This is a genomic window from Aurantivibrio infirmus (assembly GCF_054767315.1).
Map to the genome: position 1 here is coordinate 249,693 of NZ_BAAFSK010000003.1, position 26,953 is coordinate 276,645.

A 26,953-nucleotide genomic window follows, 5' to 3' on the forward strand; every position below is an offset into this window, starting at 1 on the left:
ACGCTTAAGCACCTAACAACTCAGAAAAGTTTGAGTTTGAAAGCTAGTCGTTTTAAATCGAAGCTGAGCTTCAATCCGAAAAATACCACCCAAAAAGTAATACTAGTTACTTAGAAATAAAGGCTAAAGAATATTTGTTGCTCAATATGGCCGATAAATACTCGGAAGATTATGCTTTTATGACTCTTACCATCCTTCCATTACCCACTTAAATTGAGAATTTTTTTCCACAAAAGCTGTGGATAAGTTGGTGGATAAACACAATAAAAAGTGGTGAAAGCCCTATTATTTAGGGCTAATCTACAGATTGTTTAAAAAATGGACTTGTCAAAATATCCTTATTTTTCAATGAGATACAAATGTCAATGAACACTACGCTATATTTTAGCGTAATTTACATACGATTTTTAAAAGAGGGAAAAATTGTGTGCATAAAAAGTTAGTGCGTCGTAACCGTGAAACAGGCGTAATCACATTTTTATGACATTTCAATGTCGAAGTGAAGACAAGGTGATTAAGTTGTTATGACATCCTTGTCATACGCTATATCCAGGCGCTACAAGCATCAATTAGCGCTTAAAAAATATTTGGCTTACTCAGGCAGCTTAACAACATAACGGCCTACTGCTTGGCCGTTCAGGACACGAGCCAAGTAATCAGGAGCTTGCTCAAGTGTAATCTGCTCCGCCATTCCCTCGATATCTGCCAACTTAAAGTCTGTTGCCAGTGCCTGCCAATTGTCTCGCTTTTTTGCGAGTGGCAATTCAACACAATCGACCCCTAATAAATTGATGTTGCGTAGAATAAAAGGTAGAACTGTCGCGCTGAAATTCACTGAAGCCGTCAAACCGCAGATAGCTGCACTGCCGCCGTATTGCAGCGTCTTCAAAATATTGCTGAGGATCTCTCCGCCTACACAATCTACTGCGTGCGCCCACTGTGGAGCCAACATCGGTTTTTTACTTGCTTCTTCGAGCTCTGCTCGCGCGACAATTTGTTTTGCTCCCAACGCTTTCAAAAGATCACTGCTTTCTGGCTTGCCGGTTAATGCCGCAACCTCAAAACCTAATTTACTAAGGATTGACACACTAAAGCTGCCAACGCCGCCGGTTGCGCCCGTGACTATCACCGTGCCATCTTCAGGCTTTGCACCCATTCTTAGCAACTTGCCAACACACAAGGCCGCAGTAAAGCCAGCGGTACCGATACACATGGTTTCTTTTAGACTTAAGCCAGCGGGTAATGCTATTGCCCACTCAGCGGGGACGCGTATTCTCTGAGCAAACCCACCAGAGGTGTTCATTCCCAGATCGTAGCCAGAAACTATGACTTCATCACCTGCTTTGAATGTACCCGATTTATCTTCAATCACTACACCCGCCGCATCAATACCCGGAGTGTGAGGGTAGTTACGTGTAACACCAGGTTTGCCCGCCGCAGAAAGTGCATCTTTAAAATTAAGAGATGAGTATTGAACCGCAACCAATAAATCATTTTCAGGTAATTCGCTAATTTGCCGGTCGACAATTTTCTGGGTAAATTTACCGTCTTCAGTGGATTCAACACGGAGGGCTTTAAAAGAGACATCACTCATGAATACAATTCCTAAGGGCAGAAAGCGGCCAAACATTAGCAGCTTTTATAAATAAAAATAGAAGCTCTTGATTTCTTAACGTACACACTTTAGAAATTTTAATCAGCGATTCGCGAATCCACTGAAACCACAGGCATCAAGAAAAAAAGCGCGTTGATTGTAACCTTTCCCACCAAGTTAACAACAACCTATCCATCGCCGCTTGCGAAGCGAAGCCAAATTTTTCGGGGATAGATTTTTTTACATGGTAGGTGACTTCAAATATATCTGACTCAGGGTGATGAGAGGTTAAGTATTCATCGCTGGTTTTGACTTCGTCGATCAAATTATTTTCAAGTGCTTTACTACCATACCAGGTTTCACCGGTGGCCACTTTATCGACATCGAGGCCGGGTCTATTTGAGCGAATAAATTCTTTAAATAGACCATGAGTATCTTCTAATTCTTCTGAAAATTTTTCACGAGCTTTATCTGTATTCTCACCGAAAATTGTTAGCGTGCGTTTATATTCCCCTGCGGTTTGCATCTCGTAATCAACGGGGATTTTCTTCAACAGACGATTAAAATTGGGAAGTTGCGCAACAACACCGATCGACCCAATTACCGCAAACGGTGCAGAGATTATTTTATCGGCGACACAAGCCATCATGTATCCGCCGCTGGCAGCAACTTTATCAACGCAAACAGTTAAGGGAACGTTCTTCGATTTGATGCGGGACAATTGGCTGGCAGCTAAACCGTAACTATGAACCATACCGCCGGTGCTTTCCAAACAAAGCACCACTTCATCTTCAGGTTTGGCCAAGCTTAATACGGTGGTAATTTCTTCGCGTAAATTATCTGTCGCACTCGCTTTCATATCACCGTGAAAATTCAAAACAAACACGCGTTTTTTATGTTTTAACTCAGCATCCGGCGACTTATGTTTTAACTCCTTCTTTTTATCCGCTTTTTCTTTCTTTTGTTGCTTTTTTTCTTGCTTAGCATTCAGCTTGAATTCTGCTTCATCAATCGCTGCATGCTGAATGGTTTCATGCATGGCATTGTAGCGATCATTGAGCTTAACAACGTCAATGTGCCCTTTTTCTGAACGATGATTCTTCTGGCTAGCCGCGACAATGATTAGTATTACGACGACTATAGCAATGACAAGAGTGACGGCCTTAGCAAAGAATAAGCCGTATTCAGCTAAAAATTCCAATGAATTCTCCAAACAGTAGGGATTGAGTTGCGTGATTTTATAGTAGAAGGAAGGCTTTGGGTATTCCGACGTGCTCTGACCTGATAGGCAATTTATATTTTATTGTTTACTGCCTATTCCCAGTTGCCAATGGCGGTACGAGCGGCTGTGTTCAGCGGTCTCGCTAGCAGCCCCGTATTGGATAGATTTACTTCGTATTGTGCGGCATCCTCCATAGGTACAAAGGTTGCGCTGCCGTATACCGCATCGATCATATTGAAAGAGCCGCCTAGGGCGTTGAACATCGTCCAGACATCAACGGCTTTACTATCGTTCAGCGAATAGATCGTACGCTCGGAATTCCGCTCTTGCTCTAAAGAATAATAACGCCCACTAATACGATCTAAACGATAACCCGGTTTTACACCGACTGCGGCTAACGCCGTGGGCCATTTTATTAGCCTGACGTCCATCTGCCATTGATCGCCCGCTATCTCGTACTTAGATTCACTGCCATCACTAAACGCCACTGTTGCTCGGAAGCGTTGCGGCTTGATCTCTTCAAAGCTGATAGTTGCCACTGATTGCTCAGCAACGATTTGTTTGTAGCTGTATATATCAAACGCAGACATCGCTAACATGACGCCGACAATAATCAGTAACAGGCCACCGGTGCCTCGCAACCATCCGAAAAACCAAGATTTTTTAATCAAAATTCTTAGCGAAAAATACACCGCTACCAAACCGAGTATCGTGATTAAAATCGATAAAATGCTGTAAAACATAATTAAACCTTATCCCTACTCGTTGACAGCCTCAGTACGATTTGCATTTTAATGATGGCCGTTAATTCTGCGCTTTGCATTGTTCAACAAAACCTTGGATCAACATGCCCGACAGCGTACTCGCCGGTGGTACCTGGGGCAAGTCGCCATAATGGAACCATCTCGCATCCACTATTTCTTCTTCCTGAATTTTTATATCGCCAGAATCGTATTCAGCATGGAAGCCCAACATCAGTTGCCCCGGGAATGGCCACGGCTGACTACCAAAATAAGATAAATCTCCCACGCTTAACGTAACTTCCTCCGCCACTTCTCGGCGCAATGCATTTTCAACAGATTCGCCAGGTTCGATAAAACCAGCCAGTGCGCTGTAGAACTGACTCCTTGATTGCGTGTGTTGCGCTAGCAAACATTCCTCACCTTTGGTAATCAGCATGATCACGCAGGGTGAAATGCGGGGGTAGTAGTGTATTTTGCAATGAACACACATTCGCGCGCGTTCGGAATCGTGAGCCGTGGTCGCCTGCCCGCATTGACCACAAAACTGATGACTTTTATCCCAATTAAAAACTTGCATGGCACAGCTGACCATGTCGAATTCATCCTTACCAATTGCGCCCCGTGCTAATAATCCGCGTAAGCCTTCCCAATGAAAGGTTTCCGGTAGCGCTTCTGTTTTATTAATCTTCAATGCGTAACAAGATTCCCCGTGATAAGAACCGATGTGATGTTGCTCGATGGGGTCGATATCGAGAAAGCGCAAGGTTGTTTTTGGAAGAGGTTGCCAGTTGCTGGTTTCATTGTTTACCAACAATTCATCATCTGTCATAAGAACGTAGAACGAATTTTCTATCTTGGCTCGAGGTGTAAAATGCGGAGAAAAAAATCGATTCACTTTATGCTGCCACTGGATGACCGAGTGCCTCCAGACTTTCTTCTGCAATTTCTAATATGCTATCTCCTGCGTCGCGATCAGATTTTACCGCATCTAAATAATATTCAAGGCCGATAACCGCATCGGCAAAAGTCTCTAGTAAATGTTGTAGGGCCGCAGGTTGATCATTATGTAGCAATGTATCTTCAACAAACTCTACACACCCGGCGACGACTCGGCTGGCGCGATTCAAGCTCAAAACCGCCATACCACCACGCACACTCGTTAAGGTCGCCGCTACATTTTTAATGTGGCCACGGTCATAATTTGATTCTGCAAAAGAATTAAGCGCGCGTTTAACAAGAGAAAGTCCTGACTCGGCTTCTGCCAATACAACAATTTCTGCTTCGGCTAGCTGACTCGAAGCAATAACTTCTTGCCGCGCGATAGAATTTGCTTTTGCTAATTTATCAGCAGAAAGGTTGGACATTTCTAATCCGGCGATCGTACTCTCGACATAAAGCACAACATCCGCAACATCAATCATACTTTTGCCATCGGCACTATCTGGGGATTTTTTCCATTCAGCAACTTTTTCCATTTCTTCTTTCAGCGCATTTGCCGGAGAGATCAAACCGACTACGGCAAGAATTTCTGCAATCTTATCCATCATGCCAATCAATTCATCAAAATCTGAGATCCCCTCGACGCCACTTTGCGACGCTCGTTCGAGAATATCTTTTACGGCTTTCAATTCGTCTTTCAATACCGCCGCAACCGAATGCACCGTTGTTGCGCTGGGGCCACTTAATGTTTCGCGTTCTCGACTCAGCTCTTTATCAACATAAGTTAATGGTTCGTAACAGTATGCGTCTTCAACTGCTTTCGCTGCAGGAGCATTTGAACCGGACACCGCGACCATATAAACGCATTCTTTCACTAACAATCTTGATGGCTCATTATCTAAACCAGCCTGTCCGGCAACTTGCAATTTTTTAATTTCTCGATCGATTGCTCCGAAAAGCAGCTTTCGAGCTTGGGAAATCTCCATATGCTCAGAGGCCATCGCCTCAAAACCAGCCGCTGCAACTTTCCACAAGGTCGCCAATGGACGATTTCCACAAACGGCAGACAAACGCTGCATCGACCTTTGCATCATTCCGAATGAAGACTTGGTGAGCTTACCCTGAAAGACCCCTACCAGGCCGACTTGATACATGTGACGCAAGCGTTTTACTAAAGCCGTTAAGTCCTCGCTCAATACCGCACTTGTGTTTCCGGCCAAGTGTTTGCCGCGACTCAAGTCAACTTCAAAGAAATAACTTTCTTCGATCGGCTTATCGCCTCGTGCGACGCGCAATTCATTGATCGCAGGAATGAGCAGCACTGGCATGCCGCGGCCAGTTTGCATGGTGTACTCAAGGTACCGAGGGACGATAAAAAATGCGTTAGTTAATACGCTAAGGCGTTTTTCAACACCTTCGTCACCAATAGTAATTTCATTGGCTAGTTTCAAGACTTCCTTCGCTAACAAGTCCCCGCCATGGAGTTGTAACAAGCTCAATGTACCGCTAATTTGCTGCATGCCTTCGATGCAAGCTTGCAGGAGTTCGCCATTTTCCATATCGGCAACAAACTGCTCGAGCTTGCCAGCGGCTTGCTCAATTGTTGCTATTAACTCATCGTGAACGAGCTTTAGGGAAGTTAAATTGATTTTCGAACTTTGGGTCACACCCTTTTCCTTCTAAATTAAAAAACACTCCATGAAACGGAGCTAATCGATACATTGACATGGTTTTAATCAAGCCTAAGCTACTTAAAGACTGTATCGTTTTTCTAGATGAACGCCAGCCTATTCGTCGCTTAGGGACGGCTTTAATCGGCGCACTGATTACTGACTGAGCAATTGTCACTACACGGCTCATTAGTACGCTATATCAACTGAGTTTAGATCAAAAAAGTGGTTATATTCCGACAGGTTAGCGCATTTTATTAAGATTTTCCGTTGGTTTTTGCAAAGCTGTCTGATTTTTGATCTCAAGTTGTGAAAGCGGGCTCATTACGTCTCTTAACCTTCACTAAAAGGGGTATTCTCATCTATAATTTCGGCGATAAGAATTCCATTTTTATGCAACTAACTTATAACCACGGCTTTTGTAGGGTTCAATAATCAGCTGGCTTCTAAGCCAAAAATATAAAGAGATTCAAGCACATATGACAAATTCAATGTTCAGTTCATATTCCGAAAACTTTTTGGGTCAATCACCGACTTGGTATAAACAACTCGTTATTGGGTTCCTTCTCATCAACCCAGTTGTGTTATTTACCTTAGGTCCCTTTGTCGCAGGTTGGGTGTTGATTGCAGAATTCATATTTACCCTTGCCATGGCCCTTCGTTGTTATCCACTACAGCCAGGCGGCCTCATTGCCATCGAAGCAGTGCTCTTGGGTATGGCCTCGCCAGAAGCGGTATACCACGAGATAGAAAATAATTTAAAAGTCATATTATTGTTGATGTTTTTAGTAGCCGGTATTTATTTTATGAAAAACCTGCTGCTTTATACTTTCACCAAATTACTTATTAAAGTGCGATCAAAAATATTACTTTCCGTAATGTTCTCCTTTTCAGCCGCTGTACTTTCCGCGTTTTTGGATGCATTAACCGTTACTGCCGTATTGATTGCTGTCTCCGTGGGTTTTTATTCTGTTTATCATAAATTTGCATCAGGCAAACATGCTCACCACGACCATGATCATTCGCACGATACTGACGTGCAAGAATATCATCGTAGTGATCTCGATCAGTTTCGTGCGTTTCTACGCAGCTTGGTTATGCATGGTGCTGTCGGAACGGCTCTCGGTGGTGTCTGTACCATGGTGGGTGAGCCGCAAAACGTTATCATTGCAGAACAAGCGGGCTGGGACTTTATCGAGTTTTATGTGCGCATGGCGCCCGTAACTATGCCAGTGTTCGCCGCGGGACTCGTCACAGTTGTCATCCTGGAAAAGTTTAAGTTATTTGGCTACGGTACAAAACTTCCCTCAGCGGTCTACGACGTACTGGTTGAGTTCGATAAATCACAGGATGAAAAACGTAACAACAAAGAACGTGCACAACTTGTTATTCAGGGTATTTGTGTAGGGATTTTAGTTGTTGCGCTTGGATTGCACGTCGCCGAAATCGGGATCATCGGCTTGATGTTGATTGTTTTAGTGACAGCCTTCAATGGCATCACAGAGGAACATCAAATCGGTCACGCTTTTGAAGAAGCGTTACCCTTCACCGCTTTATTAGTTGTGTTCTTCACCATTATCGCGGTCATCGAAACTCATCATTTATTTTCACCGATAACTCATGCGGTACTGGCGATGGATCTCGGTGTCCAAGCGCCGATGTTTTTCATAGCCAATGGCGTGTTATCGATGATTAGTGACAATGTGTTTGTCGCTACCGTTTATATTACCCAAGTTAAAGAAGCATTAGACACTCAACAGATTAGCCGCGAACATTTTGAGCATCTTGCTATCGCAATTAACACCGGGACAAACTTGCCCAGTGTCGCAACACCAAATGGACAGGCGGCATTTTTATTCTTGCTAACATCCGCGTTGTCGCCATTAATCAGACTGTCTTACGGGAAAATGGTGCTCATGGCACTGCCCTATACGTTTGTTCTTGGCGGTGTTGGTTTAGCTTGCGTATTTATATTCTTTTAAATAATTTAAATTTATAAACAAAAAAAGCCAGCAACTTGCTGGCTTTTTTTTGCAAGAAACATTTTAGTCTAGCGTCGATTCAAACGATTAATACCCTCCAATGCGGCGATTCGGTAAGCTTCCGCCATTGTTGGATAGTTAAACACCGTATTCACGAAATAATGTACATCATTCGCCTTGCCTGGTTGTTTCATAATTGCTTGGCCGATATGAATAATTTCCGAAGCTTCAGCACCGAAACAATGTATACCGAGAATTTGAAACGTTTCAGTGTGAAATAGAATTTTGAGAACACCAACATCTTCTCCACTAATTTGCGCTCTAGCGGTATTTTTAAAATAAGCGCGCCCTACTTCATACGGGACCTTCGCTGCTGTAAGTTCTTTTTCGTTTTTTCCTAAAGAACTGATTTCAGGAAGCGTATAAATTCCTGTCGGTGTTTCAACAATGTGATTGGAAGACTCACCCAAAATTGCCGCACCCACTTGTCGGCCTTGATTATAAGAAGCGCTCGCCAAACTCGGCCAACCAATCACATCTCCCGCTGCGTATATATTTTCTACTTTGGTTTGATAACGATCATCAACATTTATTTGACCGCGATGGTCAGCTTCTAAACCCACATTTTCCAGACCAAGGTTTTCAGTATTGCCAGCTCGACCGTTACACCACAATAAAGCATCGGCTTTAAGTTTTTTGCCTGACTTTAAGTAAACCGCCAGTAATTCTTTATCATCACCGAGCCGTTCAAATTCTTCATTATGCCGAACCATCACGCTGTTATCACGAAGGTGATAACTAAGCGCATCAGAGATTTCGTCATCAAGAAACGATAACAATTGATCGCGGCTGTTAATTAAATCAACCTTTACGCCCATACCGGAAAAAATAGAAGCATATTCGCAACCGATAACACCTGCCCCATAGATAATCATAGTTCGCGGCGTGTGTTGCATTTTTAATATCGTATCGCTGTCATATACGCGAGGATGGCTAAAATCCAAGTTATCCGGCCGGTATGGTCGTGAACCGGTAGCAATAACAATATTTTTTGCAGTGAAACTTTCTTTAATACCATCAAGAAACGACACTTCGATTGTATTTTTATCCAAAAGACGGCCAAAGCCTTTATGAATATCGATTCGATTGCGGCTAAAATGTCGCGCGTGCATATCGGCTTGTTTCGGAATTACAGGTGCCGCGTGCGCCAATACTTTCGGAAAGCTCAGTACTCGAGCATCGCCGATCTCTCTAAACAAAGGACTGTTATTAAAACGTACCACTTGCTTAATCGCATGACGTAAAGCTTTCGAAGGAATTGTGCCTTTGTGTGTACAATTCCCACCAACGGATGAATGCGCTTCAATAATACCTACACGCTTACCATTTTTAACACAAGCCATCGCCGCGCCTTCGCCAGCCGGCCCCGAACCGATAACTAAAAGATCATAATCCATATTTTAATTTCACTATTTTTTTAATCGCGGAAAAATTATTTGGCAGTTCGTTCGTTATTTTTTGCTTCATAAGCCAAGTTTTTATCCAACACGGAATCTTTTGATTGGTTTTCTTCTTCACATTTTGTCGCATCGCCTCCACAAATATCGCAACTGGTATCAATACCTAGGGCTGCCATTCCGCCGCAAGATCCTTTAATCGGTTTATTTCGCATTATCACACCGATCGACATGCCAACTACTACTAGCAAAAGCACACAAAAACTTAAAAATATCGTAATCATTTTTAGCCTCGAAATTTCAAATCAGCTCAATCTATATAACTCTTAAACGTTGTCGAATAGCGAACACTAAATTGATTTTCACCCATGTCAGGATCACTAGCATTATTACGTTCAATCAAATAAACGGCGAGCCCTTCTCGCTCTGCAAGCGCCAAAGCGTCATCGGCACCTAGCACAGTCATGGCAGTAGCTAGAGCATCGGCTTCTCGCGCTGTTTTAGCGATAACCGTTACTGAAACCAAATTATGCTTCACTGGTCGACCGGTGCGAGGGTCTATGATGTGAGAATATGTAGCGCCCTCAGTTTGAAAAAAATTACGATAATCGCCGGAGGTTGCGACACCGACATCGCTTACTGCTATCGCTTGCTGGACATCACCATAGTCGACGGTCGGCTTTTCAACACCTATACGCCACGCCTCACCTCTCGCATTCTTTCCCGCAACCAGTAAATCGCCACCAATTTCTATCAAATAATTTTCAAAACCCAAGCTTGCAAGATAAATACCAAGCGAATCTGACCCATAACCCTTAGCTATTGATGATAAGTCAATCGTTAAGGGCCGAGTTTTTCTAATCGACAGTGTATTGGCATCCAGCTCTATATAATCAAACCCAACCGCATTTAAAGCGTCTTCAATGGATTTTTCACTCGGCACATTAGCATCTTGATCGACGGGCCCAAAGCCCCACAGGTCAACAATAGGCGCGATGGTAATATCCAAAGCACCATCACTTAGCCTGCCATAGCCGACTGCATCATTTATTACCGTAAATAATGGTTCAGATACCTTCTTTGATACGCCGACGGGAAGCTGGTTTAAAGCCGACAGCTCCGAATCAGGCAAATAAGTGGACATGCTTTGATTAACTGCATCCAAACGACTTTGAATTTCTTGCTGGAGATTTTCTGGCACTTGAAAATCTCGATCGGAAACTATGCTTACGTGATAGCTTGTACCCATCGTCTCACCACTAAATCTTAGTAGCTCAACGGTGGGACGATTATCGCATGCAGTAACAATCAAAACGTATAAAAACAAAAGCGAGGTCAAGTAAACTTGCCTCGCTTTTTTAGAACAACTCGTGGATAACAATCTAGCCACCAAAATCATCAAGCATAATATTGTCGTCTTCAACACCTAAGTCTTTGAGCATATTAATCACTGCCGAGTTCATCATAGGTGGCCCACACATATAGAATTCACAATCTTCTGGTGCCGGGTGATTTTTCAAATACTCTTCAAGCAACACGTTGTGAATAAAGCCTGTTTTGCCAGTCCAATTATCTTCCGGCTGAGGATCAGACATCGCAACATGCCATTCAAAATTATCATTCTCAGCAGCCAACTGATCGTATTCATCTTGATAAAATAATTCGCGTAATGAACGCGCACCATACCAAAAAGAGATTTTACGTTTTGAATGTAAGCGGCGAAGTTGGTCAAAAATATGAGAACGCATTGGCGCCATACCTGCACCACCACCGACAAATACCATTTCTGCATCGGTGTCTTTAGCAAAGAACTCACCAAAGGGACCATAAACCGTCACTTTATCGCCGGGTTTCAAATTAAAAACCCACGAAGACATCAACCCAGGACTTATGCCTTTTGAACCGGGAGGCGGTGTAGCGATACGAATATTAAATTTAACAATGCCTTTTTCTTCTGGGTAGTTCGCCATTGAGTAGGCGCGAATAACAGGCTCAGAGTTTTTAGCCGTTAAATCGAAAAAACCGAAGCGTTCCCAATCTGCACGATATTCTTCTTCAACATCAAAGTCAGAAAATTTTATATCGTATGCGGGAGCTTCTAACTGCACGTAGCCACCCGCGCGGAAGTCAACATTTTCGCCCTCGGGTAACTTTAAGGTTAATTCTTTAATGAATGTTGCAACGTTTGGATTGGAAACGACTTCGCACTCCCATTGCTTAACCCCAAACACTTCCTCAGGAACTTCAATTTTCATATCCTGCTTTACCGGCACCTGGCAGGATAAACGCCAACCTTCGTTCTCTTCGCGCTTGGTAAAATGTGCTTTTTCGGTTGGCAGCATCGCACCACCACCTTCTTCAACAATACACTTACATTGCGCACAAGAACCGCCGCCGCCACAGGCAGAAGCCAAAAATAAATTATTTGAAGATAAGGTTTGTAATAATTTATCACCAGCAGAAACAGTTAAATCTTTTTCTCCGTTCACAATGATATGAACATCACCGCTGCTTACCAGACGGCCACGCGCAAATAAAATAATTATCACTAGCGATAAAACAATCGCCGTGAACATTGCGACGCCAAGAGTTACTTCAATGTTCATTCCTTCACCTTCAAGTTGACACTTAAACTTCTGCAGTTTATCGAAGCGTTATAGATCAATTCCACCAAATGACATGAAGCCTAAAGACATCAAGCCAACCGTAATAAATGTAATGCCAAGGCCTTGCAAGCCGTCGGGCACATCGCTGTATTTCATTTTTTCACGAATAGCGGCAAGCAACACAATTGCCAAAGCCCAGCCGACACCAGAACCAATACCAAACACAGTACTTTCTGCCAAATTGTAGTCTCGCTCCACCATAAACAATGAGGCACCCATAATCGCGCAATTTACAGTGATAAGTGGCAAGAATACGCCAAGTGCGTTGTACAAGGCCGGAACGTATTTATCTAAAAACATTTCCAGAATTTGCACGCTCGCGGCAATTACACCAATGTACGAAATCAATCCGAGAAAACTCAAATCAACATCAGGTAAACCAGCCCAAGCCAAGGCGCCGTCTGCGAGCAAATAGGTGTAAATAACATTATTAATAGGAACCGTAATGCCGAGTACAACAATGACGGCAATACCTAAACCAATTGCTGCATCAACCTTTTTTGATATCGCTAAAAAAGTACACATGCCTAAAAAGAACATCAAAGCCATATTGTCGATGAATATGGAGCGAACCAATAAACTTAAATAATGCTCCATCGATTAAGCCTCCGCTGGTCGCGTGTTTTTTGCGATCTTAAATTCTGGCTCTTCTACTTGGTCTTTCTTCCACGCCCGTATACCCCAAATAATTAATCCAATCAGGAAGAATGCACTTGGCGGCAACAACATAAGGCCGTTCGGCACGTACCAACCGCCTTCACTAACCAAGGGTAAGATAGAAACTTCGTACAACTTACCTGCGCCGAACAATTCACGAATCGTCGCCAGTGCAAGTAACAAAGCGCTATAACCGAATCCATTGCCGATACCATCGAAAAAACTAGGTAGTGGCGGGTTCTTCATCGCGAACGCTTCAGCACGCCCCATGACAATACAGTTGGTAATAATCAAACCGACGAATACCGATAGCTTTTTACTAATCTCGTAAGCAAAAGCTTTTAAGACTTGGTCAACCATGATCACCAAGGAAGCGATAATAATCATCTGTACAATAATCCGGATACTGCTTGGACATTGTTTGCGCACCAAGGAAACAAAAAAGTTTGAAAAACCCGTCACCATGGTTAGCGCAATACACATCACCACCGTAACTTTTAAACTTGAAGTAACCGCCAGAGCCGAACAGATACCTAATATCTGTAAAGCAATCGGGTTGTTTTCAAAAATTGGCTTAAATAGTAAATCTTTAATCTTCATTTACGCCTTACCCTCTCTTAGGTTAGTAAGGAAATTTTCGAATCCTTGTTCACCGAGCCAATACTTAAACATCAAATCAACACCACGGCTGGTTAAAGTAGCGCCGCTTAAACCGTCAACTTTGTAGTCCGCCATTGCATCATTTGGATTTACCGCACCCTTAATGACACTAATGGCAACGTTATCGTTCTGGTCGTAGATTTTTTTACCTTGCCACAACTTTTTCCAGTTTGGGTTTTCAATTTCGCCGCCCAATCCCGGTGTTTCTTTGTGATCGTAGTATGAAAGTCCAACCACAGTATTTGCATCTGCTTCTAAAGCGAGAAAGCCGTATAAAGTGCCCCACAAACCATATCCATTGATGGGCAAGATAATCGTTTCAATTCCGTTATCGCCATCCAGGGTGTAAATCTTTGCGTATTTCACACGTCGTGAAATTTTCGCGAGATCTTGATCATCGGGAATTTCAGAAGAGAGTGCCGGATCTTTCGCCGCTTTCAACTGATCGTAACCGGCGGCATCGATCGCGTCGGTATACATACCCGTATCGAGATCAACAATACGCACGGTAAATTGTTCGAATTGCTCATCAACAGATTTAGTCTCATCGTACATGCCAGCGGCTTGCAGCATATTTTGTTTTAAAAATGCTTCTTTGTTTTTTACCTGAGTGGGTTTTAACAAAACCGCAGAAACAGACACGATGATTGAACAAACAACGCATAACACTAATGCCACAACTAATGTTTTCGCAGTGGAGTCTTTATTAGCCACGGGCAAGTCTCCTTTTCACATTTGCTTGCACAACAATATGATCGATTAAGGGCGCGAACAAATTCGCAAACAAGATCGCCAGCATCATGCCTTCTGGATAAGCTGGGTTCACCACTCGAATTAACACCACCATCACACCAATGAATCCACCGAACCACCATTTACCTGCATTGGTCATCGAGGCTGATACGGGATCCGTCGCCATAAAAATCAAACCAAAGGCGAAACCACCCAGCACAAAATGCCACTGCGGCGTTAAGGCAAACATGGGATTAGTATCGGAGCCGATGAAGTTAAATAACAATGCGGTTGCGACCATACCGATGATGACGCCGGTTACAATTCGGAGCGAAGCAATACCCATTACCAGCATCACCGCACCACCTAGCAAGATGGCTAAGGTCGAAGTTTCACCTATAGAACCTGGGATATGGCCAAGAAAAGCATCCATCCAAGTGAATTGATTTTGCAATTCTTCGATGCCACTTTGCGCCGCGACAGAAAGTGCAGTTGCGCCGGTATAACCGTCAACACTTGTCCACACCGCATCACCTGACATATTGGGTGCATAGGCAAAGAACAAAAATGCTCGACCGGTTAAAGCCGGATTTAAGAAGTTTTTGCCGGTTCCACCAAATACTTCTTTGCCGATAACGATACCAAAACTAATGCCGAGAGCAGCTTGCCACAGTGGGACATTCGGCGGACAGATTAAAGCAAATAATATTGAAGTAACAAAAAAGCCTTCGTTAACTTCGTGACCGCGAACCATCGCGAATAATACTTCCCACGCTCCACCAACGATAAATACCGTCATGTATATTGGCAGAAAATAAACCGCACCGTGCCATAAGCAATCCCAAATACTATTCGGGTCATAACCGGCCAACAAAGAAATAATTGGGCCATGCCAATCTGCGACTTCAGCAATTCCTTGCGCCGCCATTATCGAATTGGCTTGCCAGCCCAAGTTGTACATCCCAAAAATCATTGCCGGGAAGGTACACGCCCACACAGTAATCATGATTCGCTTGAGATCTATGCCATCACGAACATGGGCGGTAGTTTTGGTTACTTCACTCGGCTGAAAGAACCCCGTATCAACGGCTTCATACAACGCGTACCATTTTTCGAAACGACCACCTTTATGAAAGTGGGGTTCAATTGAATCAAACCATCGACGTAAAAACTGCATGGCTTACCCCTCCTTCTCTATTTTGCTTAAGTTATCTCGCAAGATTGGGCCGTACTCATATTTACCGGGGCAAACAAAAGTACAAAGCGCTAAATCTTCTTCATCGAGTTCCAGACAACCTAAGTTTTGCGCCGTTTCAGTATCGCCAACGATCAGCGCACGCAATAATTGCGTCGGTAAAATATCTAAAGGCATAACCTTTTCATAAGCGCCAATGGGCACCATGGCGCGCTCACTTCCATTTGTTGATGTAGTGAAATTGAATTTTTTACCTGAAAACAACTTTGAAATGTAAATGGGCATCGCAGAAAAACGATTACTACCTGCCTGCATGTAATGCATAAAAGGACGCTCACGACCTTCTGCCAATACGCACACTTGATTGTGGTAGCGACCTAAATAAGCAAATGGACCTGCTGCTTTTCGTCCGCCCAAAACCGAACCAGAAATAATTCTATTTTCGCCACTCTTCAATTGGCCTGCCGCCAACTCGTCGAGATTAGCGCCTATACGCGTTCTGATTAAAGTAGGCTTTTCAACTTGCGGACCTGCAAATGAAACAACGCGTTCGACATTCAACTTACCTGTCGTAAATAAAATACCAATCGCGATGACGTCTTGATAATCGATAGTCCAAACCGTTTTGTTTGCGCTAACCGGCTCTAGAAAATGGATATGGGTTCCGACATTCCCAGCGGGGTGCTTGCCGGTAAATAAGCGATGAGAAATATTAGCAACTTCTTTGACAGGCACTTTTGCACCAGCAGCAGAGCAAACATGCACAGCTCCTTCCGTCAGCTTTGCCAATACCGCTAAACCTTGGTTAAACGCTTCAGATTTTTCCGCTAGAACAACTTGCGGATCTGCTGCCAATGGATTGGTATCCATCGCATTCACGAATATTGATTGAGCTTGGGAGTCTGGCGCTGGAATCTTACTGAAGGGACGCGTGCGCAATGCGGTCCACATACCTGAGCTCACTAAATTGCTCTGTACTTGATCTCGCGTTAAACCATCTAGATCTGTCGCGGAGTATGATTCGAAGGTTTCTTCTGCATCACCTTCGATATCGATAACGACGGACTGCAAAACGCGTTGAGCGCCGCGATGAATCGCTGACACTCGACCACTCGCGGGGGAAGTAAATACAACACCAGGGTTTTTCTTGTCGCTGAATAAAGGTTGACCCAATTTTACCGCGTCACCCACTTGAACCAGCATCGTGGGTTTCATGCCGTGGTAATCAGAACCCAAAATTGCTGCTGAACGAACAGTATTCCCTTGATTTATCACCTGCTCGGGGGCACCGGCGATGGGTAAATCTAATCCCTGACGGATCTTGATCATACGTCTTAGCCTAATTTGCTATTGGATGGTGAAGGAGTGTGCGGCTGCCCACCCTGGTAAAAATCGACTCTAATTTCAAGCCTAATGAGAAGTCTCGAAGAATTACACTGCTCAATAATGCCGGAACCTTAAGCAGAACTGGCACGGACCGAAGCTTCACCTTTCATTAATTGTAGGCGAAAATCCGTAACATGCTCTCGCCCAAGGAAAAAACCGCGCAATTATAAAGATGACGCGTAAACCTTTCCAGGTCTATTCGAGCTTTTTTGAGGAAGCGTGTGAATGATTTACTCAAGATTTTGGGTAATGACAGAAATAGCTCAACAAACAGCCAGAACAGGCAAAATCGCTCTAAATTACGGATAAATTTAGGAAAATAAGCGCAGCGTACTATTTTCTGCTGCGCTTATACTTACTCCGATTTTACTAATCGTTTAGGGGATACAGCTTATAGCTAACACCGGCCATATCTTCCATACAACGAACCACCTGGCAGCTATAGCCAAACTCATTGTCGTACCAACAATACAGAACGCAATTATCATCTTCGGCTATTGTTGCGCGGCTATCAAAAACACAGGCATGTCGCGAACCCACAAAGTCCGTCGATACGACTTCAGGGGAATTCGTAAACTCGATTTGCCGCTGCAAATCAGAATACAAAGCAACTTCACGCATGTAGTTATTAAGCTCTTCTTTATTGGTGCTTTTGCCAAGACGCAAATTCAATATCGCCATTGAAACATTGGGGGTTGGCACCCGAATCGCGTTCCCTGTTAGCTTCCCACCAAGCTCAGGCAAGGCCTTGGAAACCGCTTTTGCAGCGCCAGTTTCCGTGATCACCATATTTAGAGGTGCGCTACGCCCACGACGTTCGCCTTTATGGAAATTATCAATCAAGTTTTGGTCATTGGTATAGGAGTGGACTGTTTCGACATGACCATGCAAGACGCCGTACTTATCCATCATTGCTTTTAGTACCGGAACAATCGCGTTGGTAGTACAAGACGCAGCGGAAATAATTTTGTCGTCTGGCGAAATATCTTTGTTATTGATTCCGTAAACGATATTTTTCAGGTCACCTTTTCCAGGCGCAGTTAAGATTACTTTCGCCGCACCAGGGCATTTCAGATGCTGACTTAAGCCCTCTTCGTCTCGCCATACCCCAGTATTGTCGACAATAAGGGCGTTATTGATCCCATATTTTGTGTAATCAACTTCGCTCGGGGAATTAGCATAAATGACTTTAATTTCATTGCCGTTACAAACCAGTGTATTGGTGTCTTCATCAATTCGAATAGTGCCTTTGAAGGAACCATGCACAGAATCTCTGCGCAACAAACTAGCCCGCTTCACCAAATCATTGTCAGCACCACTGCTACGCACAACAATCGCTCGCAAGCGCATGACATCGCCACTTCCCGCCTTATCGACCAACAAGCGAGCCACTAAGCGGCCAATTCGACCAAAACCATACAAAACAACATCTTGAGGCTCTGGAATCGGCTTTTGAGTGCTGCCGATCAAACCAGCTAGCTCGCGCTGTAAAAATCCATCAATTGCGTCACCATTGACGTCTGCACCATCACCACCGTTTTCCTTCATGTATTTAACGGCTAACTTACCCAAATCGATATGGGCGTGACCAAGCTCCAATTTGCTCAGTTTTTCCAAGATCGGGAAGCTTTCAAATTCTGACAGTTCGTTCTCTTCAATCTGGCGAACAAAACGGTGTGCCTTCATGATGTCGATGACCGAACGATTCACCAATGAACGCCCATACATATATACATTGACGTTACTGTCCCTGTTCAGTTTTCCAATAACAGGGATCATCGCTTCAGCCAAGCCTTCGCGTTGCTTCCAATCTTTAAAATAGTCTTCCGGTTTTGGTCGATTCACTAGTTTTACCTTTCAATCGTTGGTAGGAAAAACACCCACCGCGCATCTAGAGGGCGGGGTAAATTAAGGGCCGGTATTATCTAGATTCCAAGCCTTGTGCGCAACCGAGAGCCGCCCCTTGCGTTTGGAATTTTTCGAGCCTTTTCCGGGTGGCCCAATAAGCTGACCGGTGGGCTTAGCAAAAAAGCCCAGGTATTCACCAGCAGAATTTCGGCCATCAAGCACGTAGATATCACCCAAGATTGAACCTGTTGCAGACTTGGAAAACCGTTACAATAGCCGCCCAAAATGAAGCGAAGAGAAATTTACTTCCTCTACCAAAATTGAAAACAATTCCCAAGCAAGTGTTGCTCAGGGTTTGTCCAATTTTTTAATTCGCTTCATCTCAAACTTAGATGTTCAACCAACAAAGAAGTGACTCATTGGTAATGGTTTCAGACCTAGCGGATCCACTTAACCCACCCTTTTCGAAACTCGCTGGTGACAGGCAAGGTTGGGACACTCTGCACGGCGCCGCAAAGGCTTTAGCAATTGCCAATACCGCAAAACAATCACGACAACTTACCGTTGTCATCACTGCGGATACCGTCTCGGCTTCCGCCTTAGAAATCGAACTCAACTTTTTTGTCGGAAAACAATTGGCCGACCTCGAACAACAGAGAATCCATGGCAATAGCAACGGCATCGAAATCCTTCACTTTCCCGACTGGGAAACGCTCCCTTATGATTACTTCTCACCCCACCAGGATATTATTTCCGATCGACTGCACACGCTTTATCAATTGCCTCAACTACGGCAAGGCATTTTAGTTGTTCCAATAACAACCTTGATGCACCGCCTTTCTCCACCTGAGTTTTTGCGAAAAAACAGTTTGGTGGTTGATCGCGGGCAAGCCTTTGATCTAAACGCGATGGCTCGGCAATTACAAAGCACGGGATATCACTCTGTCGATACCGTTTACGAACACGGAGAGTTCGCGATTCGCGGATCACTTATGGACATATTTCCGATGGGCAGTGACGCTCCCTTTAGAATTGATTTATTCGATGACGAAGTTGAGTCGATTCGCACCTTCGATCCTGAAACTCAGCGAACCCTTGATCAAATTGATTCAGTGCGCTTGCTTCCCGCTAAAGAATACCCCCTCGACAAAGAAGGTATTTCACATTTTCGTGATTCGTGGCATCAAACTTTTGACGTTGATCATCGCGCTTGCCCGATCTATCAAGATGTAAGTGATGGAATCTCTCCGCCTGGCATCGAATATTATTTACCGTTATTTTTCCAAGACTGCGGCACTTTATTTGATTACCTTCCCGAAAACGCGATCATTTTTACTCATGGTGACCTCGAAACCGCAGCCAATCATTTTTGGCAAGAAGCCAAACAACGCTTTGACGGTAGAATCGGTGATCGTGAGCGGCCTATTCTGCCACCGGAATCTATATTTATTGCCAGCGATAGAATATTTTCTGAAATAAAAACACATCCTCGCATTGATTTATCCAACGACCAGGAAAGCAAACAAAAAAACAAAAGCTTTGCGAGCTCAACCCTGCCCAACCTAAGCATTAACTCTCATGCCTCACAACCATTAAGCGCATTAAATAAATTTCTCACGAATACTGAATCACGTATTTTATTTTGCGCAGAATCGGCAGGTCGTCGTGAAACCTTATTAGAATTGCTCACCAAAATAGAAATCCAACCAAGTGTTTGTGCGAGCTGGCTAGAATTCTTGGATGGCGATAAAAAACTTAACATTTGCGTTAGCCCGATTGCCCAAGGTTTAAAATTACACTCACCGGATCTTACGGTGATTAGCGAGGGCGAGCTTTTCGGTAGCCATGTACACCAAACAAGGCGACGACGACAAAGCCATGAAAACGCCGACCAGATTGTTAAGAACCTCACCGAATTAAACATCGGTGCAGCTGTTGTTCACATAGATCATGGAGTTGGCCGGTATCGTGGCTTAGAGATTCTGGACATCGATGGTCAAGCACATGAATTTCTTTTATTAGAATACGCAGGCAACGACAAACTTTATGTCCCAGTCGCTAGCTTAGATCGTATAAGCCGATATTCTGGTGCCGATGAGAAATCGACGCCGGTCAATCGCCTCGGCAGCGACCAATGGGAAAAAGCAAAACGCAAAGCTGCAGAAAAAATCCGTGATGTCGCAGCAGAACTTTTGGAAATTTACGCGCGTCGCGAAGCTAAACCAGGCTATGCATTTAAAAATCCACAACAAGCATTTGAAAAGTTTTGCCAAAGCTTTCCCTTTGAAGAGACGCCGGACCAAGAACGCGCGATCCACGCAGTTACTGAAGACATGTATGCCAACAGCGCAATGGATCGATTAGTTTGTGGCGATGTCGGATTTGGCAAAACGGAAGTCGCAATGCGTGCCGCTTTTATTGCAGCACATAGCGGCAAACAAGTAGCGGTTCTGGTGCCTACAACCCTACTCGCGCAACAGCATTATGAAAACTTTAAAGATCGTTTTGCCGAATGGCCTATCAACATTGATGTGCTATCTCGATTTCGCAGTAAAAAGGAAAGCGACGAAGCATTAAAACGAGTCGCTAATGGCAATATCGATATCATAATCGGCACGCACAAATTATTGCAAAGTGATGTCAAATATAAAAATTTAGGCTTACTAATCATCGACGAAGAACATCGTTTCGGTGTGCGACAGAAAGATCAATTAAAATCTTTACGCGCAGAAGTCGACATACTGACTTTAACCGCAACTCCTATACCACGTACGTTGAACATGGCAATGTCTGGTATTCGAGATCTATCCATTATCAGCACACCTCCCGCGCGACGTTTATCGGTAAAAACTTTCGTTCGCGAATATGATAACGGCTTGGCAAAAGAAGCGATCTCTCGCGAAATCTTGCGGGGCGGACAAGTTTATTATCTTCACAATGAAGTAAAAACAATTGAAAAAACCGCTGAAGAACTGCGTGAACTCATCCCTGAAGCGAGAGTCGCAGTGGGTCATGGCCAACTGCGAGAGCGGGAACTCGAACAAGTGATGAGCGATTTTTATCACAAGCGTTTTAACGTATTAGTTTGCAGCACCATCATCGAAACTGGAATCGATGTTCCAAACGCGAATACTATAATTATTGATCGTGCTGATAAATTTGGTTTAGCCCAACTCCATCAATTGCGTGGGCGTGTGGGTAGATCACATCACCAAGCGTATGCCTACTTGCTAACTCCCTCACAAAAGAAAATAACCGGGGATGCAAAAAAACGCCTCGAAGCGATCGCTAGCACAATCGATTTGGGCGCGGGCTTCACCCTGGCCACTCATGATTTAGAAATTCGTGGCGCCGGAGAATTACTTGGTGACGGCCAAAGCGGACAAATTCAAAGTATTGGATTTTCGCTTTATATGGAATTGCTGGACCGTGCTGTTGAAGCTCTCAAAGCGGGAAAAACCTTAGATATCGAAGATTCGGCAACCAGCGCTGTCGAAGTAAACTTGCGAATCCCCGCGTTAATTCCAGACAATTATTTATACGACGTCCACACTCGACTAATACTGTACAAGCGAATCGCTGGCGCCAAAGACTCCGACGCTTTAAGAGAATTGCAAGTAGAAATGATTGATCGCTTTGGGCTTTTGCCAGAGCCAACCAAAAACCTATTTAAAATCTCGGAGTTAAAGCTCAAAGCTAAACAGTTGGGTATTTGCAAACTGGAAGCCGGTACGGAGTCCGGTCATATCGAATTTGGCAAGGAACCTTTGGTCGACCCTCTTGTCATCGTTAAATTAGTACAAACCCAACCACAAAATTACAAATTATCTGGTGCGAATCATTTCAAGTTCTTTGCGGATATGGATAATGAGGAAGCGAAATTTTCTACCGTTGAACGTATACTCAATTCCCTCGCACTCAAAGAACAGGCCGCTTAACAAACGTTGAATGAGCGCGCTAAAAAGACCGGCAATATAAGCCATTGGCAAGATAGTCCATTAAAAAATAGTAGGTTACGAAATATCATGACGAAATTTTCAGTCTATCTTTATTTGCTTCTCACGTTCAGCGGCTTCTCAACGGTTGCTAATGCTCAAGAAGAAGAGGAACGATGGTTTCAAATTGAAATGATTGTATTCAGCCAAGGTGGTAGCCCCTTCTCCAACGAAGAGGTGTGGAGACATGATATCGAATTAAAATATCCAGAAGATTGGCGAGAATTGTTGGACGCAGAAGCGCTTGAACTTCGGCATCAAGAAGAGTTAGCTGCCTTAAACGCAGGGATGATTGACAACTCTACATTTGGAACAGAGTCGCTTGACGACTCGTCACCAGCAACCACTTCAATCAACACCAGCGAAAGCGAAATAGAGCAGCACCAAATAAAAGACGAGCGTACCTTGGTCTTGTTAGAAAACGAAGAACTCACCTTAAAAGCTCACGCAGGCCAACTATCTCGCAGCAACCGATACCGAGTTTTATTTCACGGCGCTTGGCGACAAGCCTTAGTCGCAAGAGATAAAGCACCAGGAGTAATTATTCAAGGGGGGGACTTATACGACTCTCACTATCAACTCGAGGGCAGTGTGAAATTTAGTGTTGAGCGCTATCTTCACGTCGAAACTAATCTATGGCTTACCGATTTTTCAACTAACTTTGGGCAAGAACGAAAACCTTGGCCGGAATTACCTCGGGCGCCCAATAAAAAAATTAATCTCAATGATATTCAATTTATTGATGACCGAGGCACGGGTTTTTGGAATCGCTTTCAGGACGACGCGCCAAGTAATGAGTTTGAAAACATACTGTCTCAAAACTACATTATCAATAACATTGTATTGATGAGCCAAAAACAAAGCCGTGCGATGCGAAGTACAGAACTGCACTACATCGACAACCCACAATTGGGTGTACTCGTAAAAATTCTGCCTTACGAAAAACCCGAAGAATTAGTAACAGACGCGTCTGAAGAATTGGCTAACTAGCGCAAACAGAATACTTCTATTTTTATAATTAACGTTTTGCGCGCGATCAATGTTAGAGGCTTTGAATTTTCAAAAACGGTGAATTTTCAAAGCTATGCGTTTTCAAAACTGTGAGTATTCGAAGCTATTCTTTATGCGCTGACTACGTCTTCCGCATTTAGCCCTTTTTCACCCTTCTGAATCGAAAATTCCACTTCTTGACCTTCGTTGAGTGAACGAAAACCTTCACCGCGAATATTTCGAAAATGGACAAAGATATCATCGGCAATATCTCCGCAAGAAATAAAACCGTAACCAATATCTTTATTGAACCACTTGACCGTACCTTTATTGCGATCTTCCATCATATCCACCTCATTTATTGTTATTTATTTGAGAGTAATCTGATTGGCGCATTATCGGATTGTCGTTTACTGTTTGCAATATCTTCTGAAAACTGAAACGCTTTAAGATGATTTTAATGCCACAATCGACAAGCACTCATGCTTTTTAGGCGCGCGATGAACATCAGTGGAATGTTGGGATGCGAGTACTAAGGCAAAATTGCAGAAAGAAGTTTTATTACATCCTCCTTAGAAGACTCTAGCTGCTGATAAATTGCATCAATAGTAATAGGTTCTGGGCTTAAGCCTGCCGCCCAATTCACCACTATCGAAATACTGGCATAGTTTAAATGGAGCTCGCGGGCTAAAGCAGCTTCTGGCATCACCGTCATACCCACCAAATCGCAACCATCATTTTTCAGCCGATTAATTTCCGCAGCGCTTTCTAAGCGTGGACCTTGGGTGCAACCATAAACGGCAGAGCTTTTTATCTTGAGCCCAGTTTGCTGTCCAATCGCGATAAGTTTTTGCCGCCAGTCTTCCGTAAATGGTTCGGTAAAATCAGCATGCTCAACACCGCTTTCGCCACCGGTAAAATACGTGTGTTCTCGACCATAGGTGTAATCAATAATTTGATGAGGAAATACAAGACTACCAGGGCCCATCTCTTGATGAATTCCACCTACTGCATTCATCGCAATAACATTTGTCACACCACAATTTTTCAATGCCCACAGGTTTGCCCGATAATTAATTAGGTGTGGCGGAGTTCTGTGGTTACTGCCATGTCTCGGCATAAAGACAACGGTTCTATTAACATCTCCCTCAACACCAACTGAGGGTTTTGTCCTAATAACCTCGCCAAAGGAAATGGGGGCCGACAAACCATAGGGCGTCTCACTTTCAATGACTCGAGTTATGTTTAGTCCTGGATATTCGTCAAAACCAGAACCACCCACCAGGGCAATTAAATTCTCACCCGTTAGAGCAGATTCATCACGAAACAAATTTTTAATCATCATTAGAGTTCATCACGTTGCAGGTTACAGATTTTTATTAGAATAAATACACTGCCACAAATTCACTGCCTTGTTGATTTTGCGAACACAGGTTTTGCGAACACATTTTAAAAAGCATCTATTTACTATTTACAGCATGATTATTATTTAAAGCGTGGATGGTTGGTAGGTTTCTCCCAATCCCCTCACAATCCATACCAAAACCAAATACATATTCATCGGGAACTAATAGGCCTAGATAGTCCGCCACTATGCCAGTCAGATTACGGCCGTGTTGCTTTTCAAGCAATATGGCAGTTTTGACTTCCCGAGCACCAGCCTCTATACAATAGTTGCCAATTTCTCTTAAAGTGATTCCTTCGTCAAGTATGTCATCAACAATAATTACTGTTTTATCGACAAGACTGAGTGTGGGCCTGGCAAGCCATTGCACCTGACTACCGGATAGAGAGTTGTTGTACCGGCTAGCATGAATGTAATCTATCTCAAGGGTTATTGGTAACTTTAATAGGAGCTGCGAAAAAAAAGGGATGGCGCCATTCATCACACACAACGCGACAATTGAATCCGGCTTCGATTCACTTACCCGATCCAACCCAAATTCACTTGAAAAATCCTGAGAAATTTTCTTCGCGATTTTCGTAATTGCTGCGTCTATCTCTAACTCATCAAACAGAAGTCGACTATTTAAAAGTAATTCATCATTCGTTTTTCGCTGTCGCACTGTTCGCTCGCTTACTCAGTTATTTCCGGTGACAATTTGTCGGCTTTATCGACATCAATAGCTAAGCCATCTGGAACATGAAGCGTCGATGTCGGAAATGCGCATTCGGCACCTTGCGATTCGATAATGTTGAGAATCTTAAATAACACATCTTGTTTGATCTCATGAAACTCAACCCAGTTGGTAGTTTTAGTAAAGGTGTAAACAAAGAAATCCAACGAACTAGAAGCAAACGCATTAAAGTTAACAATTAAGGTTTGTTCCATATCTAACTCCGGATGAGCGCGGAGCATTTTTTTTACTTCTTCTACGATCGCTGGCAGTTTCGCAGCATCATCATAGCGAACACCAATGGTTTCATAGATGCGCCGATTCTCCATTCGCGACGGGTTCTCTACAGATATCGTTGTAAAGGTTGAATTCGGGACATAAAGTGGCCGCTTATCAAAGGTCCTAATTCGCGTTAAACGCCAACCAATATCTTCAACCGTGCCTTCAATATTTTGGTCCGGTGAACGAACCCAATCACCGACTGCAAATTGTCGATCTAAAAACAACATCAATCCGCCAAATAAATTTGCCAACAAATCCTTGGCAGCCAAACTGACCGCTATACCGCCAATTCCTCCGAGAGCCAAAACGCCGGACACGCTATAACCAAACGCCTGCAAGGCTACCAATACAGCGGTAATAATCACCGAAATTCTCAACAATTTTCCAATCGCGGTTACCGTCGTCACATCCATAGGCTTGTTTTTTGTGAACTCCGGATCAACAAGGTTGTCCTCTGATCGCTTTATAAAAAGCACCAAAAACCAAGTAACGAGCACATTAATACCCAGGATTTTAAAATTAACGATAAACTGGGAAAGATCTTCATCAAGGTTGGTGTTCGCCACATCAGCGGCATAGCACACGCCAAACAACCAAATCATCCAGGTCGTTGGCCGCAGTAGTGCGCTTATTAAGGCATCATCCCAAACAGTTTTCGTCAGACTCGCTTTCGCTTGAACTTTTTTAAGCACTAAGCGGAAGAAAAACGCCACGATTAAGGTGATCGTCACGATTACAAAAACTGAAATTATCCACAGCCTGCCATCGCCTACGAGCATCGTTAACCATTCTTGAATCTGCTTCATTTTTAAAAACCT

23 protein-coding genes are annotated in these 26,953 nt (G+C 43.7%); 3 read left to right on the forward strand and 20 right to left on the reverse strand.

The window, feature by feature from the left end; all coding sequences use genetic code 11:
* Positions 1-592 precede the first annotated feature (592 nt).
* The 5 genes from ACYUCY_RS07900 to ACYUCY_RS07920 form a co-directional block, all read right to left on the reverse strand.
* Positions 593-1,594 (reverse strand): YhdH/YhfP family quinone oxidoreductase, encoded by a 1,002-nt coding sequence (locus tag ACYUCY_RS07900; RefSeq protein WP_460225924.1) that lies wholly within the window; start codon positions 1,592-1,594, stop codon positions 593-595.
* A gap of 136 nt (positions 1,595-1,730) precedes the next feature.
* Positions 1,731-2,795, reverse strand: coding sequence for a protease SohB (gene sohB / locus ACYUCY_RS07905; protein WP_460225925.1), 1,065 nt, complete (start codon positions 2,793-2,795; stop codon positions 1,731-1,733).
* 113 nt (positions 2,796-2,908) lie between these two features.
* Complete coding sequence (locus tag ACYUCY_RS07910) at positions 2,909-3,559, reverse strand: cation/multidrug efflux pump (protein WP_460225926.1); 651 nt, start codon at positions 3,557-3,559, stop codon at positions 2,909-2,911.
* 61 nt (positions 3,560-3,620) lie between these two features.
* Positions 3,621-4,454: an NAD(+) diphosphatase gene (gene nudC / locus ACYUCY_RS07915; RefSeq protein WP_460225927.1), complete on the reverse strand. Its 834-nt coding sequence runs from the start codon at positions 4,452-4,454 to the stop codon at positions 3,621-3,623.
* A gap of 1 nt (position 4,455) precedes the next feature.
* Positions 4,456-6,165, reverse strand: coding sequence for a pilus assembly protein (locus ACYUCY_RS07920; protein ID WP_460225928.1), 1,710 nt, complete (start codon positions 6,163-6,165; stop codon positions 4,456-4,458).
* Between the two features lie 482 nt (positions 6,166-6,647).
* On the opposite strand from ACYUCY_RS07920, the gene nhaB reads away from it, so the two are divergent.
* Positions 6,648-8,150 carry a sodium/proton antiporter NhaB gene (nhaB, locus tag ACYUCY_RS07925; protein WP_460225929.1) on the forward strand — a complete coding sequence of 501 codons (1,503 nt, stop codon included), beginning with the start codon at positions 6,648-6,650 and terminating at the stop codon, positions 8,148-8,150.
* Between the two features lie 68 nt (positions 8,151-8,218).
* Here nhaB and sthA read toward each other — a convergent pair whose 3' ends face one another.
* The 11 genes from sthA to ACYUCY_RS07980 all read right to left on the reverse strand — a co-directional run bounded on the left by sthA (position 8,219) and on the right by ACYUCY_RS07980 (position 18,988).
* Complete coding sequence (sthA, locus tag ACYUCY_RS07930) at positions 8,219-9,607, reverse strand: Si-specific NAD(P)(+) transhydrogenase (protein ID WP_460225930.1); 1,389 nt, start codon at positions 9,605-9,607, stop codon at positions 8,219-8,221.
* 35 nt (positions 9,608-9,642) lie between these two features.
* The gene (nqrM, locus tag ACYUCY_RS07935) at positions 9,643-9,891 is read right to left on the reverse strand and encodes a (Na+)-NQR maturation NqrM (protein WP_460225931.1); all 249 of its coding nucleotides are present in this window, start codon (positions 9,889-9,891) and stop codon (positions 9,643-9,645) included.
* Between the two features lie 26 nt (positions 9,892-9,917).
* Positions 9,918-10,946 carry an FAD:protein FMN transferase gene (locus tag ACYUCY_RS07940; RefSeq protein WP_460225932.1) on the reverse strand — a complete coding sequence of 343 codons (1,029 nt, stop codon included), beginning with the start codon at positions 10,944-10,946 and terminating at the stop codon, positions 9,918-9,920.
* Positions 10,947-10,989: 43 nt separating this feature from the next.
* Positions 10,990-12,213 (reverse strand): NADH:ubiquinone reductase (Na(+)-transporting) subunit F, encoded by a 1,224-nt coding sequence (gene nqrF / locus ACYUCY_RS07945; protein ID WP_460225933.1) that lies wholly within the window; start codon positions 12,211-12,213, stop codon positions 10,990-10,992.
* A 48-nt stretch (positions 12,214-12,261) separates the two neighbouring features.
* Positions 12,262-12,870, reverse strand: coding sequence for an NADH:ubiquinone reductase (Na(+)-transporting) subunit E (gene nqrE, locus ACYUCY_RS07950; protein WP_460225934.1), 609 nt, complete (start codon positions 12,868-12,870; stop codon positions 12,262-12,264).
* Positions 12,871-12,873: 3 nt separating this feature from the next.
* A complete protein-coding gene (locus tag ACYUCY_RS07955; RefSeq protein ID WP_460225935.1) occupies positions 12,874-13,530 on the reverse strand; it encodes an NADH:ubiquinone reductase (Na(+)-transporting) subunit D in 657 nt (218 codons plus the stop codon).
* A complete protein-coding gene (locus tag ACYUCY_RS07960; protein WP_460225936.1) occupies positions 13,531-14,304 on the reverse strand; it encodes a Na(+)-translocating NADH-quinone reductase subunit C in 774 nt (257 codons plus the stop codon).
* Positions 14,297-15,499, reverse strand: coding sequence for an NADH:ubiquinone reductase (Na(+)-transporting) subunit B (locus ACYUCY_RS07965; protein WP_460225937.1), 1,203 nt, complete (start codon positions 15,497-15,499; stop codon positions 14,297-14,299). Before ACYUCY_RS07965 ends, ACYUCY_RS07960 begins: the two co-directional genes overlap by 8 nt.
* 3 nt (positions 15,500-15,502) lie before the next feature.
* Positions 15,503-16,846, reverse strand: a complete 1,344-nt coding sequence (locus ACYUCY_RS07970) for a Na(+)-translocating NADH-quinone reductase subunit A (RefSeq protein ID WP_460225938.1) — start codon at positions 16,844-16,846, stop codon at positions 15,503-15,505.
* Between the two features lie 426 nt (positions 16,847-17,272).
* Positions 17,273-18,748 (reverse strand): glyceraldehyde-3-phosphate dehydrogenase, encoded by a 1,476-nt coding sequence (locus ACYUCY_RS07975; RefSeq protein WP_460225939.1) that lies wholly within the window; start codon positions 18,746-18,748, stop codon positions 17,273-17,275.
* 63 nt (positions 18,749-18,811) lie between these two features.
* Positions 18,812-18,988 (reverse strand): hypothetical protein, encoded by a 177-nt coding sequence (locus tag ACYUCY_RS07980; RefSeq protein WP_460225940.1) that lies wholly within the window; start codon positions 18,986-18,988, stop codon positions 18,812-18,814.
* A gap of 188 nt (positions 18,989-19,176) precedes the next feature.
* Between ACYUCY_RS07980 and mfd the strand changes: the two genes are divergently transcribed.
* Both mfd and ACYUCY_RS07990 read left to right on the forward strand, forming a co-directional pair.
* Positions 19,177-22,689 (forward strand): transcription-repair coupling factor, encoded by a 3,513-nt coding sequence (gene mfd / locus ACYUCY_RS07985; protein WP_460225941.1) that lies wholly within the window; start codon positions 19,177-19,179, stop codon positions 22,687-22,689.
* Positions 22,690-22,776: 87 nt separating this feature from the next.
* The gene (locus ACYUCY_RS07990) at positions 22,777-23,736 is read left to right on the forward strand and encodes a CsiV family protein (RefSeq protein ID WP_460225942.1); all 960 of its coding nucleotides are present in this window, start codon (positions 22,777-22,779) and stop codon (positions 23,734-23,736) included.
* Positions 23,737-23,867: 131 nt separating this feature from the next.
* Here ACYUCY_RS07990 and ACYUCY_RS07995 read toward each other — a convergent pair whose 3' ends face one another.
* The 4 genes from ACYUCY_RS07995 to ACYUCY_RS08010 all read right to left on the reverse strand — a co-directional run bounded on the left by ACYUCY_RS07995 (position 23,868) and on the right by ACYUCY_RS08010 (position 26,941).
* Complete coding sequence (locus ACYUCY_RS07995) at positions 23,868-24,080, reverse strand: cold-shock protein (protein WP_460226227.1); 213 nt, start codon at positions 24,078-24,080, stop codon at positions 23,868-23,870.
* 188 nt (positions 24,081-24,268) lie between these two features.
* Positions 24,269-25,081 (reverse strand): S-methyl-5'-thioinosine phosphorylase, encoded by an 813-nt coding sequence (locus ACYUCY_RS08000; protein ID WP_460225943.1) that lies wholly within the window; start codon positions 25,079-25,081, stop codon positions 24,269-24,271.
* Between the two features lie 115 nt (positions 25,082-25,196).
* The gene (locus ACYUCY_RS08005) at positions 25,197-25,802 is read right to left on the reverse strand and encodes a hypoxanthine-guanine phosphoribosyltransferase (RefSeq protein ID WP_460225944.1); all 606 of its coding nucleotides are present in this window, start codon (positions 25,800-25,802) and stop codon (positions 25,197-25,199) included.
* A gap of 11 nt (positions 25,803-25,813) precedes the next feature.
* Complete coding sequence (locus ACYUCY_RS08010) at positions 25,814-26,941, reverse strand: mechanosensitive ion channel family protein (protein WP_460225945.1); 1,128 nt, start codon at positions 26,939-26,941, stop codon at positions 25,814-25,816.
* Positions 26,942-26,953 lie beyond the last annotated feature (12 nt).